Raw genomic sequence first — 16,634 nt, forward strand, 5'->3', positions numbered from 1 at the left:
TAAAACAGGGACATTTCGACTTGTGCCTGATGAACTGGTCAAAACTCTCTCCCTATCTATGCGTCAGGCGTACGCGATTAATCATTTGTTCGACGTGGGAAACAGGTGCATCGGGTGTAATGCCATGGCCAAGATTGAAGATAAGCGGTCCATGGCCCAGCGACTCCAATATGGCATCCACACCGGCATCGATTGCTTTTCCGCCTGCAACAACGCGCAATGGATCAAGATTTCCCTGGACTGCACCATCGCCTTGCAATGATGAAGCCATTGAAAGCGGTACGGTCCAATCCAGTCCAAGCGCGGTCACACCAGTACGCTGCCTATAATTGGTGTAGAGCGCCCCGGCTCCCTTTGGAAAGCCTATAATCGGAACATTCGGATGTACAGCGCGTACCTTTCTGACAATCTTTTCGACTGGCGCTATGCAAAATTCCTCAAAGCAGGCCTCGTCAAGCACACCTGACCAGCTGTCAAAGATTTGAACCGCATCCGCACCTGCATTGATCTGACGTATCAGATATTCTGCCGAAACATCCGAAAGCTCATCAAGCAGTTTCCTGAAAGCTTCAGGTTCGCGATAGGCGAACAACCGAGCCGGAGCCTGATCCGGCGTGCCGTGACCAGCGATCATATAGGTCGCTACGGTCCAGGGAGCCCCACAGAAGCCGAGGAGTGTTGTTTCAGCAGGCAATTGCTGTCTCAGCAGACGAACCGTCTCGTAGACCGGCTCCAGCCTGTCTGCAGCACCGGCAGATTCCAGCCAGAATATTCCATCCTTATCGATCGGGGTCATCAAAGGGCCACGCCCTTCTTCAAAACGAAGGTCCCGGCCAAGAGCATGAGGCACAACAAGAATATCTGAAAACAGGATAGCCGCATCAAAACCAAAACGGCGAATTGGCTGTAACGTCACTTCAACTGCCAGATCGGGAGAATAGCACAGATCGAGAAACGTCCCTGCGTTCTTTCTGACTTCCCTATATTCGGGAAGATAACGACCTGCTTGTCGCATCATCCAGATCGGAGGTGGGAAAACAGTTTCACCTCTCAAGACTTTCATCACTTTGCGATCGGTCATTAGGTGATCCCTCTCCCTGGCCTTTCTTAAAAAAGAAATTCAGATCTATTTTGGATTTTCTGATTCTTAGAGTCTGTTAGTAGCGGGAATTAACACATTGTCAGAATTTTCCCACAGCAAACAATCAGCCCTGTTCCAAGAGAAAACAATTACACCCTAATGGCGGGATAGCAGGGAAAAAACAAAATAATAAACAATTTCAAACATTTACAATGGTATTGGTTCTGAATATATTGTGGATAATGAACCAATAGCAGACGAAAAGTCGCAACAATCCACAGTATCCGGATGCCAACGGCGATGTTGCGCACAGGTGAGCTCACTGTGGATGACTTGCCAACAATCCACATGGCTGCCATCTCTTGGGTAAGTTCCGCCAATTTGTCCCCATTCATCAACAGGACATGGAAATTTCTGTGACGAAACCGGTTAACTACTTTCATCTTCACATGATTTCTGATGCGACCGGAGAGACTCTCATCGCAGCGGGGCGGGCCGCATCAGCGCAATATGCCCATGCACGGGCCATTGAGCATGTTTATCCCCTCATTCGGACGGAAAAACAGATACGCAAAGTGCTTGAGGGTATCGATGCGGAACCCGGAATTGTTCTTTACACGATTGTCGACCAAAGGCTTGCGGCGATGATTGATGACAGTTGCGCTGAACTGGGCGTGCCTTGCGTTTCCGTACTCGAACCCGTGCTCACGCTGTTTCAATCCTACCTTGGCGCTCCCGCTGGACGCAGGGTAGGCGCACAGCATGTGCTCAATGCTGAATATTTTCAGCGAATTGATGCACTCAACTTCACGATGGAACATGATGACGGGCAGTTGCCGCCAGATATTGAAGAAGCAGATGTCATTCTGATCGGTATTTCGCGCACATCAAAAACGCCCACAAGCATCTATCTTGCCAATCGGGGCATCAAAACGGTCAATGTGCCAATCGTTGTCGGCGTACCGGTGCCTGATGCTCTTGTGAACTCACAAAAGCCCCTGATTGTGGGGCTGGTCGCATCGGCGGAGCGTATTTCCCAGGTTCGCCAACATCGTGTGCTTGGGGCCACTCAAGGCTTTGATGCCGATCATTATCTCGACAGGGCAAATATTATCGAGGAATTGACCTATGCTCGCCAAATCTGTCACAGGCACAATTGGCCAATGATCGACGTATCGAGGCGTTCAATTGAAGAAACAGCTGCCGCCGTGCTCGCTCTGCGGGCGCAAGGTCGGTAGCTGAACATGACACAAGAGAAAAACATGGACATTATACTCGCCTCAAAAAGCCCTTTCCGTGCAATGTTGCTGAAAAATGCCGGGGTGAAGTTCACGGCGCAATCAGCAAACATTGACGAACGCGCAGTCGAAGCTCCTCTCTATAATAGCGGCGCAACACCGGAAGATGTTGCTTTGGTACTGGCAGAGGCAAAGGCACTTGATGTCAGTGAACGCAATTCCTCGGCGCTGGTTATTGGTTCGGATCAAACATTGTCGCTTGGCGACGAAGTCTTGCATAAGCCGGAAGATATGGAGGCAGCCCGCCGCCAATTGTTGAAGCTTTCCGGCCAGACCCATCATCTCAATAGCGCTGTGGTGCTTTGCAAAGATGGTCAGACCCTTTGGAGGCATGTGTCAGTGGCTCGGATGACATTGCGCAATCTAACACCAGAGTTCATTGGCCGGCATTTGTCTCGTGTAGGGTCCGTGGCATTACAAAGCGTTGGCGCTTATCAGTTCGAGGGCGAGGGGGTGCAATTGTTCGAGAGAGTCGATGGCGACTACTTTACTATTGTAGGATTGCCGCTTCTGCCGCTGCTTGCGGAACTGCGCAAGCAAGGAGCAATTGATGCGTAAAGCTTTCGTAACCGGATTTCCGATCAAACACTCCCGGTCGCCCTTGATTCACGGCCATTGGCTGAAAAAATACGATCTTCCAGGTTCATATGAAGCCATTGAAGTAGCCCCAGACAGCTTCCCTGCGTTTCTCAACAGTTTAAAAGACAATGATTATGTCGGCGGCAATGTCACCATTCCGCATAAGGAAATGGCGTTTGCTTTATGTCAGAGACGCGAACCCGCAGCCGAAGAGATCGGTGCAGTCAATACATTATGGTTTGAAGGTGGACAACTTTGCGGCGGTAATACCGATGCTTACGGGTTTCTCGCAAATCTCGATGCCAGCAGCCCCGGATGGGATAAACACAAAACCGCGTTGGTACTTGGGGCCGGAGGAGCGAGCCGGGCAATTATTTACGCTCTTAAACAACGTGGACTGACAGATATCCGAATCGTCAACCGGACTCTGACAAGGGCTGAAGAATTGGCCGATCGATTTGGCTCAGGGATCAGCGCGCATGAATGGATTGCCGTGCCGGAACTGCTGCAGGATGTCTCCCTCATCGTGAATACAACATCGTTGGGAATGGAAGGCAAGGAGAGCCTGTCAATCGATCTTTCTGATGTAAGGCGCGATGCGCTGGTAACGGACATTGTTTATGTCCCGCTTGAAACACCATTGCTAAAGGCTGCCCACATGGCTGGATTAAAGACCGGTGATGGTCTCGGCATGCTTTTGCATCAGGCAGTGCCAGGATTTGAACATTGGTTTGGTGTTCGACCAGAGGTGACTGCGGAGTTGCGTAACGTTATCCTCGCCGACATGAATGGCGGCCAGAAACCATGATCGTCCTTGGTCTAACCGGATCAATCGGCATGGGAAAATCCACGACTGCCCAGATGTTTCTGGATGCAGGAGTTCCTGTCTATTCGGCCGATGAAACTGTGCACCGGCTTTACAGTGGAAAGGCCGCTCCTCTGATCGAACAGGACTTTCCTGGCACGACAAGCGATGGCGAGGTTGACCGCGCAAAATTATCGGCAGCCGTTATGGGTAAGCCGGAGGCATTGCAACGGCTGGAGGAGATCGTTCATCCGCTTGTTCGCACCGAAGAGAACAGATTTCGGCAGGACTCAGAAAATAGCGGAGCCAAACTTGTCCTTCTGGATATTCCTTTGCTTTTTGAGACTGGAGCTGAAAAGCGGGTGGATAAGGTTTTGGTTGTTACCGCGCCCAAAGAAGTACAGCGGGAAAGAGTGCTTGCCCGCGAAGGCATGACGGAGGATAAACTCGAGGCCATACTCGCCAGGCAAGTACCGGACGCTGAAAAGCGCAACCGCGCCGACTTTATCATTGATACAAGTCAGGGGCTTGTAGCAGCGCGTGAGCATGTTCAACAAATCATACACTCATTGGTGGATATGTCTGCGGACTAACCACCCTGTGACACCACAGCCTTGCAAGAGTTGAGAAAGTCGTGGAATTTAGGCCAAAGGTGATTCCATGCGCGAAATTATATTTGATACGGAAACGACAGGTCTCGACCGGCTGGATGATCGCATCATCGAAATCGGCGGCGTAGAGCTTGTTAACCGATTTCCGACAGGGCGCACATTTCACGTTTATATCAATCCTGAAGGAAGACCGGTTAATCCAGAAGCGCTGGCGGTTCATGGAATCAGCAATGAACAATTGCTCGACAAACCCTTGTTCGCCGGAATTCTTCAGGATTTTCTCGATTTCATCGATGGCGCAAAGTTGATCGCGCACAACGCGACCTTCGATATGGGATTCATCAACGCCGAGCTGAACCGGTTGGGACATCCACCAATCCACAATGATCGCGTTGTCGATACGCTGGCGCTGGCGCGTCGCAAGCACCCTATGGGGCCAAACTCGCTTGATGCTTTGTGCCGGCGTTACGGCATCGATAATAGCCATCGCACCATGCACGGTGCGCTTCTGGATTCTCAGTTGCTGGCCGAAGTTTACATTGAGCTTATTGGCGGCAAGCAAACGGCGCTGGGTCTGACAGTCTCCGACCAGACAAAAAACCGGAACGAGGCAGGGGAAAGCGCCGCGATCGTTATCATGCAACGCAAGGTGGCTTTGCCGTCACGCTTGAGCGAAGCAGAAAAGCTTGCGCATGCCGCCCTTGTGGCCAAACTTGGCGAAAAAGCCATCTGGAACGAGCGCATAGAAGCGCAATAAAAAACCCGGGACCAGCCCGGGTTTAAAACTCATCCTGTCAGATTTTAGCTGACTTTGGCCTTGGCCTGTTCCTCAGCCATGCGCTGCTGGAACATTTGCGCGAAATCAATCGGGTCGATCATGAGTGGAGGGAAACCGCCATTGCGGGTGGCTTCAGCGATGATCTGGCGTGCAAAAGGAAACAGCAGGCGAGGGCATTCAATGAAAAGCAATGGCAGAAGGTGCTCTTGAGGAAAGCCTTCAAGCCGGAACACGCCGCCATAAACCAATTCTGCGTTGAACAGAACTTCCTTGCCTTCCGCAGCCTTGGCGGAAAGGGTCAGAACAACGTCAAAATCATTCTCGGCAATAGGATTGGCATTCACGTTGACATTGATGCTGATGCCAGGAGCCTTGTCACGCGGGCGCAGCGACAGCGGCGAGCCAGGGCTTTCGAAGGAAAGATCCTTCACATATTGCGCCAGGATATTCAGGGTCTGTGGCTGGACAGTACCGTTGCCATTGCCGTTCTCTGCGTTTTCATCAGCCATTGTCTGGAAACCTTTTAATGTTGCATCCGCCGTAGCGGTCTAGAAAATCAATGGTGGCTGGCTAGCATGTGTTGTTTGGCGAGGCAAGCTGCCCGCTCTAATCCTATCGTCCCATATATCGGGCAAACCTTACTTATCGGCCTTCCAGGGAGATTCGGGATCAGGCTTGCTGGTATAATCTTCCGGGTTGAGATCAATGACATTTTCCTTGATCCGTGTTTGCCGTGTGCCAGTTGGCCGCCGGCTACCGGAATTCACCACCACGACTCTGTCACTGATGCAGCGCCAACCCAGATCCCGCACAGCTGGAATGAACAACAGCAAACCAATAATGTCCGTGATGAAACCGGGAATTATCAGCAGCAGCGCAGCAAAAAATAGCATCACGCCATGGACAAGCTCTCGTTTTGGAGAGCGTCCTGCAGCCGTTTCCTCGCGTATTTTCTGGATCAGGCCAAAGCCTTGCAAGCGCAACAGGAATACACCGACAAACACTGCCAGAATAATCAGGCCGAGCGTTGCCAGAACACCAATCTCGTTTCCAACGAGGATGAAGCCGGCTATTTCCAGAAATGGCAGCGCCAGCAGGAACAGAGGAATAAGAGATCGCAAACTATTTTACCTTTCAAAGGACATATCCGGCTATTATGGATAGCTCATGTCAATTTCATGCCTATATAGGTAAGCGTGAAGAGTATTTGTATGATTGCAATTGGCAATCTATATGTTTTTGATATTTCGACGAAAGATCGAAAGCGGAAACGAACATCTGGATGAGTGGCAAGCGATATGGAATATCTGGACTTTGGAACAATCTTTTTCTTCGTAGCGGCTGTGGTGATCTTTCTCCAGTTGCGCAAAGTCCTTGGCCGCCGCACCGGAAGCGAACGTCCGCCTTTCAATCCCTATACGCGAACCTCGGAAGCAGACGAGAAGGCGAAGCCCGGTGACAATGTTGTTGCATTGCCCAGGCGCGGTGAAGCCAAAGCGAACGATTTCGAGAAAATCGATAGTCTGGCAAAGCCGGGGACGCCGTTGAACGATGGTTTGCGCGCAATTCAAGCTGCGGACCCCACATTCGAACCGGAAAAATTCCTTGATGGTTCAAAGATGGCTTATGAAATGATTGTTATGTCGTTCGCCGATGGTGATCGCAAAACCTTGAAATCCTTGCTGTCGAGAGAAGTCTTTGACGGCTTTGTCTCAGCTATCACCGACCGCGAGTCGCGCGGGGAGAAGGTTCAGTCATCCTTCGTCGGTATCAATAAGGCCGAGATTATTGGCGCCGAGATGAAAGGTAATGAATCCCACGTCACTGTTCGCATCATTAGCGAGCTTATCTCGGCGACGCTGGACAAGGATGACGCGGTCATTGATGGCGATAAGGAAGCCGTTGTTGAAGTGAAGGATGTGTGGACCTTTGCCCGTGACACGAAATCCAGGGATCCGAACTGGAAGCTTGTAGCCACCGAAGCCGAAGACTGACCTTTTGAAATCAGAGAATATGTTATCGCCCCTGTTGCAACCGGTGGACTTTAATAATTGCCCCGGTTGGGAGGAGGATAATCAGCTCGAGGCGTTCAAAGCCTTTCGGCGCTCGACCCACCATGTTCTGGAAAAGCCCTATAAATCAGGATCGCTTGGCATTTCATTTGAAGCGCTTAAGCCAATTTTTGCTGATTCACGTGAAACAATTGTCGAAACAGACGCGCAAGCCCGCCAATTTTTCGCCAGATGGTTCCGGCCCGCTTTTATAAAACCTGACAATTCGGCAAGCGGTTTTGTTACCGGGTTTTACGAACCGGAAGTTATTGCATCCCCGATCCGCACCCGGGAATATCCCGTTCCATTTCTCAGGCGGCCTGCCGATCTGATCGATATAGATGATGACAACCGTCCCGCCGGGCTTGATCCCTATTTTGCTTTTGCCCGGCAGACCCGGGATGGACCTGTCGAATATTTCGATCGCCAGGCGATCGAAAGCGGTGCCCTTGAGGGGCAAGGGCTCGAAATCGCTTTCGTGAACAGTATTATCGATGCGTTCTTTATCCATGTTCAAGGTGCCGCACGGCTTAAGATGCTTGATGGCAGTCTGCGCCGTATAACCTATGCGGCAAAGTCCGGACATCGTTTCACGGGCGTCGGCAAGATATTGCTGGATCGCAGCGAAATCGAACCCGAAAATATTTCGATGCAGTCGATCCGCAAATGGCTCGCGGATAATCCGGAACAGGCGCAGGCACTCTTGTGGAACAACCACTCTTACATTTTTTTCCGGGAAGCCCCGGTTGTTGAGAGAGATCTCGGGCCAATTGCAGCGGCAAAAGTGCCGCTCATGGGTGGCCGTTCTATGGCTGTTGACCGGCTTCTCCATACATTCGGCACGCCATTTTATATTCATGCTCCCGACTTGGACGCATTTGGAGGTAAAAGTTTTTCCCGTCTTATGATCGCGCAGGATACCGGATCGGCAATTGTCGGACCCGCCCGCGGCGATCTTTTCGCAGGTTCCGGTGATGAGGCTGGCGAGATAGCTGGTGTTATTCGGCACAATGCGGATTTCTATGTACTGGTGCCGCGTAGCCTGTTGGGTCCAAGCCAATGAAAAAAAAGGCAACACCAGAATTTGCCACGCTTGAGGACCGGATACTTTGGGAAACGGTTGCCAAGACAGCGCGCCCTCTCAAGGGTAAGGATAAGCCGATTTTCTTGGCGGATGAAGCTGACAATACGGAACAGCAACCTTCTGCTCCCGAAAGGCCAAAACAGCAGGCACCCGTATTTCCTGCAAAACCGGCACCCAGGCCTCATCTGCTCCATCCAATCGACAAACCTACCCATAAGAAAATCGCCAAGGGCCGCGTGGTCATAGAAGGTCGTATTGATCTTCACGGGCTGACGCAAAGCGAGGCCTATGGTTTGCTGCTCGGTTTCCTGCAGCGTGCTCATTTGCGGAAACTACGTCATGTGCTTGTCATCACGGGCAAAGGATCATCTTTCGGAAGTGATGGTGTGCTTCGCCAAGCCGTGCCTTTATGGTTTACAACCCCGGCTTTTCGCATTCTGGTCAATGGCTATGAGGATGCTGCGCGCAATCATGGCGGGACCGGAGCGATTTATGTCCGTCTGCGGCGCGAGGCATCATGACCCCCTTTGGTCAAAGGCTGCGGGATTTGCGCCAGGAACGCGGCGTCTCGCAAAAGGACATGGCGAAAGCCATAGGCGTTTCAGCGGCCTATCTTTCGGCGCTTGAACATGGGCGTCGTGGCCAACCGACATGGGACAAGCTCCAGCGCATCATTCAGTATTTCAATATTATCTGGGATGAGGCGGAGGAATTGCAGAGACTGGCTCTGATTTCGCAACCCCGTGTAACGATCGATACGGGTGGGCTTTCGCCGTCTGTAACTGAGCTTGCAAATCTGCTTGCCATGCGGATTGAGGATATGGATCAGGAAACGACGCAGTTGTTCATTGGCAAGTTGAAACTGCTGCCCCCCAGACGCAAACGCTAGCTTGCCTGCGCCTGTTTGCTTGAAATGCTTTAGAAAAGCGCCTTAAGCTGATCAGCCTTCTCATTGACCAGCCAACCATAATAGTTTTCTTCCGGCATTTGCAGCGGTTCGCCATTGGCAACACGTTGTGCGTTGATATTTGCCAGAGCCCGAGCGCGCGCATCCGCGCCGCCTGTATTATAAAGTGTCGCTGTCAAACCGGGATTCTTGGATATATCGAGATCCGCAACCCGCCTATACACATCGATCGAGTGTTTCAATGTTGCCGCCATATAGGGCAACGTCAGGTCAGGATCCATGATTGTCTTGTAAACTTCACTGGCATTATCCGCATCAAGACGCGGCAACCCCGAATAGCGGTTGACCATGTCCGTCATTTGCAATGCGACAAGCGGGCTGAGCTGGCCCAAGCCGAAACTCTGGCCAGCATAGAATGGCTGGAAGAAAACCGCGCTCAGGCGATTGTTCGGGTAGCTGATCCCGCCGACATTATTCCCGCGAAAAGTAGTATCCCAGACATTCTCCCGGCATGACCAAAGGCGCAGGCTGTCCTTGAACTTGTTGCATTCAGCAAACTGGGGTCGCTTGACAAAATCACCAATGGTTTCCCCCCTTATAGTCAAAGCTGAGGCCTTGTTTCAGATATGAAACCGCCTTGACGTAATAGGTCTGCAACCTGTCATAGGCATCGACATTGTAGGTGTGTTCACCGACCAAGGCGCCGGCAACATGAACGGGATCAATGCCATAGGTTTTGGAAACGCTGGCAATTTTTGATCGCAGCTTCGTGTCGCTCTTCAGCAGGCCGTAAATTTTTTGATATTTGGCCTCATAGGTGGTGTTCATCTCGCGCGTCCGTTTGGCGGAAGCGGCTGGCACGCCAGGCTGACTTGCATTGCGATTGCCCTCCGGAACTATGGTTACGGCCAATGCGGATTGGGCAGTTACGGAAAACAGCAAAAAACAGCTGGTTGCAAAAAGGCAAAGGGTTCGTTTCATCATCGATCCAGAAATCCAGTCAGAAGCCCGCAATAGCGGCTTGTTCAGACGAAAGCCAGAAAAACCTCAATCTGGATATCAAGTCAGTTCACTGTGCGGGAACTGGGCAACTCATGTCGCCTTCCTCGCACTTCAAATAGGATTTCAGATCTTCGATGCGTGATGCAGTCAAACCGTTCAGACATATGGACTGCATCATAGGGTATACGCTGCCATCTGCACTTCCCGATGTTGAAAAATTGCACTCTGCATCACGAAAGGCAACCCAAGCCTTTTGAGCAGTCACAAGCAGTTTCGTTGTTTGCGCATCGTCTTTCAGGCGAGCAGTAATCTGTCTGTAAAGCGCATTCAACTGGGTGTCTGAGTGCTTATAGGTATTGCTGTAACATTCGTTGAGATCCGCTTGGCTGCTATTAGGCTTGTCACAGGATTCAGCCGAAAGGGCAGCAGGCACGGTCGTGAAAAGTATGATGAGCGTCAGAACGGATTGCAAGAAACGCATGGGATATCTCCTGTTGCGACTCGCCCATTAAATAAGAAATCGCGATGGTTTTCCATCGCGATTTCCCTTATTTGCAATGCTAGAGAATGAAACGCGAAAGATCAGCGTTATTTAGCCATGTCGCCGATAGTCTCGCGCACATATTTGGCATCGACCGTGTACTCAGCTCCGGATTTGTCCGGCGCATTGAACGAAATCTCATCCAGCACGCGCTCCATAACCGTCTGCAGACGCCGTGCTCCGATATTCTCGATGGTCGAATTGAGATCAACGGCAATATCGGCCAATGCATCAATTGCATCATCGGTAATATCGAGTTTGACCTCTTCAGTCGCCATCAACGCAATATATTGCTTGAGCAGGCTTGCTTCCGGCTCCGTCAGGATGCGGCGCATGTCATCGCGTGTAAGGGCGCTAAGCTCGACACGGATGGGCAAGCGGCCTTGCAATTCCGGCAACAGATCGGAAGGCTTGGACACATGGAACGCCCCTGACGCGATGAACAGGATGTGATCGGTCTTGATCGGACCATATTTGGTCGCGACCGTCGTTCCTTCCACGAGCGGCAACAGATCGCGCTGCACGCCTTCACGCGATACGCCTGCACCCATTCCGCCGTCACGCGCTGCAATCTTGTCGATTTCGTCAAGGAAGACGATGCCGTCATTCTCGGCGGACCGTAGCGCTTCCTGTGTGATCTGATCCTGATCGAGAAGTTTATCCGACTCGTCATTGATCAAGACACCATAGGACTCCTTGACGGTGGTTTTCACCGTCTTGGTGCGTCCGCCCATAGCTTTACCAAGCATGTCGCTGAGATTGAGGACGCCGATATTTGCACCGGGCATGCCGGGTAGTTCAAAGCTTGGCGAGCCGGAGTCAGCAATCTCGACTTCGATTTCCTTGTCGTCGATCAGGCCATCCCGCAGTTTCTTGCGGAAGCTGTCACGGGTTGCAGGGCTGGCGGTCTTGCCGACCAGTGCATCAAGCACCCGCTCTTCCGCATTGACATGGGCCTTGGCCTTCACATCTTCACGCTTTTTCTCGCGTACAAGCCCGATGGAAACCTCGACCAGATCACGAATAATCTGTTCAACGTCACGGCCCACATAGCCGACTTCGGTAAACTTGGTTGCTTCGACCTTGATGAACGGCGCGCCCGCAAGCTTGGCGAGACGACGTGAGATTTCCGTTTTGCCGACGCCAGTCGGTCCGATCATCAAAATGTTCTTGGGCATGACCTCTTCGCGCATCTGGCCTTCCAGCTGCTGGCGACGCCAACGGTTACGTAACGCAATAGCAACGGCACGTTTTGCGTCATTCTGGCCGATAATATAACGATCAAGTTCGGAGACGATTTCTCTTGGAGAAAATGTTGTCATTGGATTCTCGTTTCTTCCTGCCCGTCTTCGGGCCAAATTTCCAAATTATCCCGTGCCATCATAAGGGCGGGACCATAAATTGACGTCCTCGTATCAAATGCCGCAAAGCCAGCCTTTTCATAGACCCTGATTGCCCGCTTATTGGCCGGGTCCGGATCGACGATCACGCGTGGCACCCCTTCGTCGAAAAGGAGCGATACGAATTCATCGATCAGCCGTGCACCATGCCCTTGGCCGATAAGGTCCGGCTCACCAATCATCAGGTCGATCCCAAGTGTTCCACCCGGCTGATCCTGGTAAGGATGATCATCCTCAAGATGTGGATCATAGGTCTGGAGATAGCCGATAGGCTCGTCACCAAGCATGATTATGAACGGCTCAACCGAAATACTATCCATATGGTCCGCGATGTCGGCCAATTCCTTTTCAGGATCTTCGTTCCACCACTGTGCCACATGCGGTTCTGCCAGCCATTGCGAAATCATATTCAGATGGCGTGGTTCAACCGGGATGAAGCGGTAACGAAACTTCTGTCCGGATTCTAGTTCAGGCGGCATCAAGCGACTCAAGCGTTACACTTGTATTTGTGTAAATGCAGATATCAGCTGCAATCTGCATGGAACGGCGGGCGATTTCTTCGGCGCTCTTGTCCGTATCGATCAGTGCCTTTGCTGCTGCAAGGGCAAAATTGCCACCAGAACCAATGGCCATTACGCCATACTCAGGCTCGAGCACATCGCCATTACCGGTAAGCGCGAGCGTAACCGATTTGTCGGCGACCAGCATCATGGCTTCGAGGCGGCGCAAATACCGGTCTGTACGCCAATCCTTGGCAAGTTCGACACATGCGCGCATCAACTGATCAGGATATTGTTCAAGTTTGGATTCGAGCCGTTCAAGCAATGTGAAGGCATCTGCTGTAGCACCGGCAAAACCGGCAATGACATTGCCCTTGCCGATACGGCGTACCTTGCGGGCATTGCCTTTCATAACAGTATTGCCGAGGCTGACTTGTCCGTCGCCGGCGATCACCACCTTACCGTCCTTGCGGACAGTTACGATGGTGGTTCCATACATGGTGGAGGGGTTGTGTTCTTGCATATTAACTCCTTAAGCGCGTTCGCCTGTACCCTAATCAAAGCAGTGCAGCGAACCCCTTCTGTTCCACTTATGTATGATGCCGCTACGGAAATGCAAATGAGTCTATAACCCTAAGCCATCAAAGCATTTGGAGATTCGGCATTCGTGTTTTAGAAGGCCACAATTAAAGGTATTTCTCCAAGCGGGATAGAGGCATGACAAGCGTCAGCACGCGTGAAGCGAAGGTAGAGCGGACAACCAAGGAAACCAGCATTGCCGTTTCGGTCAATCTGGACGGAACCGGTGCATTCAATATTGCAACCGGTGTCGGTTTCTTTGACCATATGCTGGAGCAATTGTCGCGGCATTCCCTGATAGACATGGATATCAAGGCCAATGGCGATCTGCATATCGACGATCATCATACCGTTGAGGACACCGGCATTGCTATCGGCCAAGCCATCGCCAAGGCTTTGGGTGAGCGCCGTGGCATTAATCGTTATGCTTCGCTCGATCTGGCCATGGATGAAACATTGACGCGCGCGGCGCTGGATGTCTCTGGGCGGCCCTATCTTGTCTGGCACGTAAAATTCTCGGCACCTAAGATCGGCACGTTTGATACGGAACTGGTACGCGAATTCTTCCATGCTCTGGCGCAAAATGCCGGCATTACATTGCATGTCGCCAATCTTTATGGCGACAACAATCATCATATTGCCGAGACCTGCTTCAAGGCCGTGGCCCGTACGTTACGGCACGCAATAGAAACCGACCCGCGCCAGAAGGATGCTATTCCTTCAACGAAGGGCAGTCTGAAAGGCTGAGTTATGGCCAGCTTTGTTGTACTGACGCCGCAGTTACGTAACGGTCAACGGGATGATGACCGCACGGTTTTCATCCGTGACGGATTTGCATGGCTTGGGTTCATTTTCCCCGTGCCGTGGCTCGTGCTGCAACGTCTGTGGTTTGAGGCCGCATTGGTGTTTGTGGCAACAATAATCATCTCGCTGGTTGGAAACTATACCAACCATGCAGGTCTGGCGACTCTCATCACTGCGCTTCTTTCCCTGTTCGTTGGGCTCGAGGCGCGCCGCTGGCGTTATGCAAAGCTTGAACGCAATGGTTTCGAGCAGCGTACCGTCATTAATGCAGAAACTGCGGCTGACGCAGAAATCGCTTATTTCCATGGATCTGACTTTATGGCCGAGCCGTTGAGCGAACCGGCGCCAAAGACCGACCTGCCGGCCTATCGTTCAAGCACGACGCCAGCGCTTGATGGAATGGTCGGGCTTGTAAGCCATCGCGGAGAGAACTGAACATGCGCGTTGCGATTATTGACTATGGTTCGGGCAATTTGCGCTCGGCCACGAAGGCCTTTGAACGTGCGGCGCATGAAAATGGGATCAATGCGACCATTGATCTGACATCGGATGCGGAACGTGTGCGCACGGCCGATCGCATCGTGCTTCCCGGCGTTGGCGCCTATGCTGATTGCCGTCGCGGGCTCCACGCGGTAGAGGGCATGGTCGAGGCCATTCATGAGGCAGCCGTTGAAAAAGCGCGACCCTTCCTCGGCATTTGTGTCGGCATGCAATTAATGTCGTCACGTGGCCTCGAAAAGACCATTTCGACCGGCTTTGACTGGATCAAGGGCGATGTCCGCGAAATGGTGCCGTCCGATCAAGACTTGAAAATCCCGCAGATCGGCTGGAATACCATTCGTTTGACCCGGCCGCATCCGCTGTTCGACGGTATCGAAACCGGACCGAAGGGGCTGCATGCCTATTTCGTTCATTCCTATTTCCTCGATGCGGAGATAGAAAATGACGTTCTTGCTATTACCGATTATGGTGGACCAGTGACCGCGGCAGTTGCCAACGACAATATGGCTGGAACACAGTTTCATCCGGAAAAGAGCCAAGCCCTTGGCCTTGCGCTTATAGGCAATTTCTTGAGGTGGAACCCATGATCCTTTTTCCGGCGATTGATCTGAAGGACGGAGCATGCGTCCGCTTGAGGCTTGGCGATATGGATCAGGCAACGGTTTACAATACCGATCCAGGCGCGCAGGCGAAGGCATTTGAAGATCAGGGTTTTGAATGGCTGCATGTGGTGGATCTTAACGGCGCTTTTGCCGGGGAGTCCGTCAATGGCGCGGCTGTAGAAGCAATTCTCAAGGCGACGAAAAATCCCGTGCAACTCGGTGGCGGTATCCGAACCCTTGATCATATTGAAGCTTGGCTGGCAAAGGGCCTGTCCCGTGTCATTCTGGGGACAGTTGCTGTGCGTGATCCGGAACTTGTTGTCGAAGCCTGTAAACATTTCCCGGGCAAAGTGGCTGTCGGCATTGATGCCAAAGGCGGCAAAGTTGCTGTCGAGGGCTGGGCAGAGGCATCAACACTTGGCGTCATCGAGCTTGCGAAAAAGTTCGAGGGCGCTGGCGTCGCCGCGATTATCTATACGGATATAGACCGGGATGGCATTCTCGCCGGTATTAACTGGGAATCGACATTGCAGCTTGCAGAAGCCGTTTCCATCCCGGTCATTGCGTCAGGTGGTCTCGCCTCGATTGCCGATATTGTTCGCATGACCATGCCGGATGCTCGCAGGCTTGAGGGCGCTATTTCAGGTCGCGCGCTTTATGACGGTCGCATCGATCCTGAAGAAGCGTTGAATGTACTTCGCCAGGCACGGGAGCGCGCAGCATGACCTTGAAAGCGCGCGTTATTCCCTGCCTGGATGTCAAGGATGGGCGTGTCGTCAAGGGCGTCAATTTCGTTGACCTCATTGATGCCGGTGATCCCGTGGAGGCAGCAAAGGCTTATGATGCGGCAGGGGCAGATGAACTCTGTTTCCTCGATATTACGGCGTCGTCGGACAATCGCGAGACGATCTTCGACGTTGTTGCCCGCACTGCGGAGCAATGTTTCATGCCGCTGACAGTTGGGGGCGGTGTTCGGACCGTAGCCGATATCCGCAAATTGTTGCTGGCCGGAGCCGACAAAGTATCGATAAATACGGCTGCGGTGGTAAATCCCGACTTTATCGCCGAGGCCGCGGACAAATTCGGCAATCAGTGCATCGTGGTCGCCATAGATGCCAAAAAAGTATCAACCGGCAACGAAGTGGATCGCTGGGAAATTTTCACCCATGGCGGCCGCAATGCAACGGGCATTGATGCCGTCGAATTTGCCCGCAAGGTCGTCGATCTGGGGGCAGGCGAGATTCTGCTGACCTCCATGGACCGCGATGGCTCGAAGATCGGCTACGACCTGCCTGTTACGCGTGCCATCGCTGATGCCGTGCGTGTCCCTGTCATAGCGTCTGGTGGCGTGGGCAATCTCGATCACTTGGTTGAGGGCATCAGGGAAGGCCATGCATCAGCGGTGCTCGCTGCATCCATTTTCCATTTCGGAACCTATACGATTGCGGAAGCGAAGGCGCATATGGCCGCTGCGGGAATCCCGATGCGGCTGGACCCCGTTCGTTGACTGG

General features: G+C 52.3%; 20 protein-coding genes and 2 pseudogenes. 14 read left to right on the forward strand and 8 right to left on the reverse strand.

Features of this window, described 5'->3' with window-relative positions; genetic code table 11:
- Positions 1-52: 52 nt before the first annotated feature.
- Positions 53-1,081 (reverse strand): uroporphyrinogen decarboxylase, encoded by a 1,029-nt coding sequence (hemE, locus tag QFZ34_RS12725; protein WP_115054499.1) that lies wholly within the window; start codon positions 1,079-1,081, stop codon positions 53-55.
- Between the two features lie 404 nt (positions 1,082-1,485).
- On the opposite strand from hemE, the gene QFZ34_RS12730 reads away from it, so the two are divergent.
- The 5 genes from QFZ34_RS12730 to dnaQ all read left to right on the forward strand — a co-directional run bounded on the left by QFZ34_RS12730 (position 1,486) and on the right by dnaQ (position 5,131).
- The gene (locus QFZ34_RS12730; protein WP_370878744.1) at positions 1,486-2,319 is read left to right on the forward strand and encodes a pyruvate, water dikinase regulatory protein; all 834 of its coding nucleotides are present in this window, start codon (positions 1,486-1,488) and stop codon (positions 2,317-2,319) included.
- A gap of 24 nt (positions 2,320-2,343) precedes the next feature.
- On the forward strand, positions 2,344-2,937 hold the full coding sequence (locus QFZ34_RS12735) for a Maf-like protein (RefSeq protein WP_370878745.1): 594 nt from the start codon (positions 2,344-2,346) through the stop codon (positions 2,935-2,937).
- On the forward strand, positions 2,930-3,766 hold the full coding sequence (locus tag QFZ34_RS12740) for a shikimate dehydrogenase (protein ID WP_307281487.1): 837 nt from the start codon (positions 2,930-2,932) through the stop codon (positions 3,764-3,766). The genes QFZ34_RS12735 and QFZ34_RS12740 overlap by 8 nt, the downstream gene beginning before the upstream one ends.
- Positions 3,763-4,356, forward strand: coding sequence for a dephospho-CoA kinase (coaE, locus tag QFZ34_RS12745; protein ID WP_115054502.1), 594 nt, complete (start codon positions 3,763-3,765; stop codon positions 4,354-4,356). The genes QFZ34_RS12740 and coaE overlap by 4 nt, the downstream gene beginning before the upstream one ends.
- Positions 4,357-4,423: 67 nt before the next feature.
- Entirely contained in the window at positions 4,424-5,131 is a 708-nt protein-coding gene (gene dnaQ, locus QFZ34_RS12750; RefSeq protein ID WP_307281491.1) for a DNA polymerase III subunit epsilon, read from the forward strand.
- A gap of 44 nt (positions 5,132-5,175) precedes the next feature.
- Here the strand turns inward: dnaQ and secB are convergent, their stop codons facing one another.
- Both secB and QFZ34_RS12760 read right to left on the reverse strand, forming a co-directional pair.
- Entirely contained in the window at positions 5,176-5,661 is a 486-nt protein-coding gene (gene secB, locus QFZ34_RS12755; RefSeq protein WP_008127318.1) for a protein-export chaperone SecB, read from the reverse strand.
- A gap of 129 nt (positions 5,662-5,790) precedes the next feature.
- Positions 5,791-6,273, reverse strand: coding sequence for an FxsA family protein (locus QFZ34_RS12760; protein ID WP_307281498.1), 483 nt, complete (start codon positions 6,271-6,273; stop codon positions 5,791-5,793).
- Between the two features lie 177 nt (positions 6,274-6,450).
- Here QFZ34_RS12760 and QFZ34_RS12765 point away from each other — a divergent pair, with 177 nt between their 5' ends.
- Genes QFZ34_RS12765 through QFZ34_RS12780 form a run of 4 tightly spaced genes read left to right on the forward strand, consistent with a single transcriptional unit; the run spans position 6,451 to position 9,176 of the window.
- Complete coding sequence (locus tag QFZ34_RS12765; RefSeq protein ID WP_307281502.1) at positions 6,451-7,146, forward strand: Tim44/TimA family putative adaptor protein; 696 nt, start codon at positions 6,451-6,453, stop codon at positions 7,144-7,146.
- Positions 7,147-7,165: 19 nt separating this feature from the next.
- The gene (mltA, locus tag QFZ34_RS12770; protein WP_307281505.1) at positions 7,166-8,266 is read left to right on the forward strand and encodes a murein transglycosylase A; all 1,101 of its coding nucleotides are present in this window, start codon (positions 7,166-7,168) and stop codon (positions 8,264-8,266) included.
- Entirely contained in the window at positions 8,263-8,808 is a 546-nt protein-coding gene (locus QFZ34_RS12775) for a Smr/MutS family protein (protein ID WP_307281508.1), read from the forward strand. The genes mltA and QFZ34_RS12775 overlap by 4 nt, the downstream gene beginning before the upstream one ends.
- Positions 8,805-9,176: a helix-turn-helix domain-containing protein gene (locus tag QFZ34_RS12780; RefSeq protein WP_115054508.1), complete on the forward strand. Its 372-nt coding sequence runs from the start codon at positions 8,805-8,807 to the stop codon at positions 9,174-9,176. The genes QFZ34_RS12775 and QFZ34_RS12780 overlap by 4 nt, the downstream gene beginning before the upstream one ends.
- Before the next feature lie 29 nt (positions 9,177-9,205).
- Here QFZ34_RS12780 and QFZ34_RS12785 read toward each other — a convergent pair.
- The 5 genes and pseudogenes from QFZ34_RS12785 to hslV form a co-directional block, all read right to left on the reverse strand.
- Positions 9,206-10,175, reverse strand: a pseudogene (locus QFZ34_RS12785) (DUF1402 family protein).
- 88 nt (positions 10,176-10,263) lie between these two features.
- Positions 10,264-10,677: a lysozyme inhibitor LprI family protein gene (locus QFZ34_RS12790; protein WP_307281511.1), complete on the reverse strand. Its 414-nt coding sequence runs from the start codon at positions 10,675-10,677 to the stop codon at positions 10,264-10,266.
- A 79-nt stretch (positions 10,678-10,756) separates the two neighbouring features.
- Positions 10,757-12,059, reverse strand: a pseudogene (gene hslU / locus QFZ34_RS12795) (ATP-dependent protease ATPase subunit HslU).
- Positions 12,056-12,616 carry a GNAT family N-acetyltransferase gene (locus QFZ34_RS12800; protein WP_115054511.1) on the reverse strand — a complete coding sequence of 187 codons (561 nt, stop codon included), beginning with the start codon at positions 12,614-12,616 and terminating at the stop codon, positions 12,056-12,058. Before QFZ34_RS12800 ends, hslU begins: the two are co-directional and overlap by 4 nt.
- Positions 12,606-13,160: an ATP-dependent protease subunit HslV gene (gene hslV, locus QFZ34_RS12805; RefSeq protein ID WP_115054512.1), complete on the reverse strand. Its 555-nt coding sequence runs from the start codon at positions 13,158-13,160 to the stop codon at positions 12,606-12,608. The genes QFZ34_RS12800 and hslV overlap by 11 nt, the downstream gene beginning before the upstream one ends.
- A gap of 194 nt (positions 13,161-13,354) precedes the next feature.
- Here hslV and hisB point away from each other — a divergent pair, with 194 nt between their 5' ends.
- From hisB to hisF, 5 genes are read left to right on the forward strand one after another with little or no spacing between them, the layout of a single operon-like run.
- On the forward strand, positions 13,355-13,963 hold the full coding sequence (hisB, locus tag QFZ34_RS12810; RefSeq protein WP_307281516.1) for an imidazoleglycerol-phosphate dehydratase HisB: 609 nt from the start codon (positions 13,355-13,357) through the stop codon (positions 13,961-13,963).
- Between the two features lie 3 nt (positions 13,964-13,966).
- On the forward strand, positions 13,967-14,455 hold the full coding sequence (locus tag QFZ34_RS12815; protein ID WP_307281520.1) for a DUF2628 domain-containing protein: 489 nt from the start codon (positions 13,967-13,969) through the stop codon (positions 14,453-14,455).
- Between the two features lie 2 nt (positions 14,456-14,457).
- Positions 14,458-15,108 carry an imidazole glycerol phosphate synthase subunit HisH gene (hisH, locus tag QFZ34_RS12820; RefSeq protein WP_307281523.1) on the forward strand — a complete coding sequence of 217 codons (651 nt, stop codon included), beginning with the start codon at positions 14,458-14,460 and terminating at the stop codon, positions 15,106-15,108.
- A complete protein-coding gene (gene hisA, locus QFZ34_RS12825; protein ID WP_115054516.1) occupies positions 15,105-15,848 on the forward strand; it encodes a 1-(5-phosphoribosyl)-5-[(5-phosphoribosylamino)methylideneamino]imidazole-4-carboxamide isomerase in 744 nt (247 codons plus the stop codon). The genes hisH and hisA overlap by 4 nt, the downstream gene beginning before the upstream one ends.
- Positions 15,845-16,630: an imidazole glycerol phosphate synthase subunit HisF gene (hisF, locus tag QFZ34_RS12830; protein WP_115054517.1), complete on the forward strand. Its 786-nt coding sequence runs from the start codon at positions 15,845-15,847 to the stop codon at positions 16,628-16,630. The genes hisA and hisF overlap by 4 nt, the downstream gene beginning before the upstream one ends.
- Positions 16,631-16,634: the final 4 nt, after the last annotated feature.

The organism is Phyllobacterium ifriqiyense, from assembly GCF_030817885.1.
In the GTDB taxonomy this organism is placed as follows: domain Bacteria; phylum Pseudomonadota; class Alphaproteobacteria; order Rhizobiales; family Rhizobiaceae; genus Phyllobacterium; species Phyllobacterium ifriqiyense.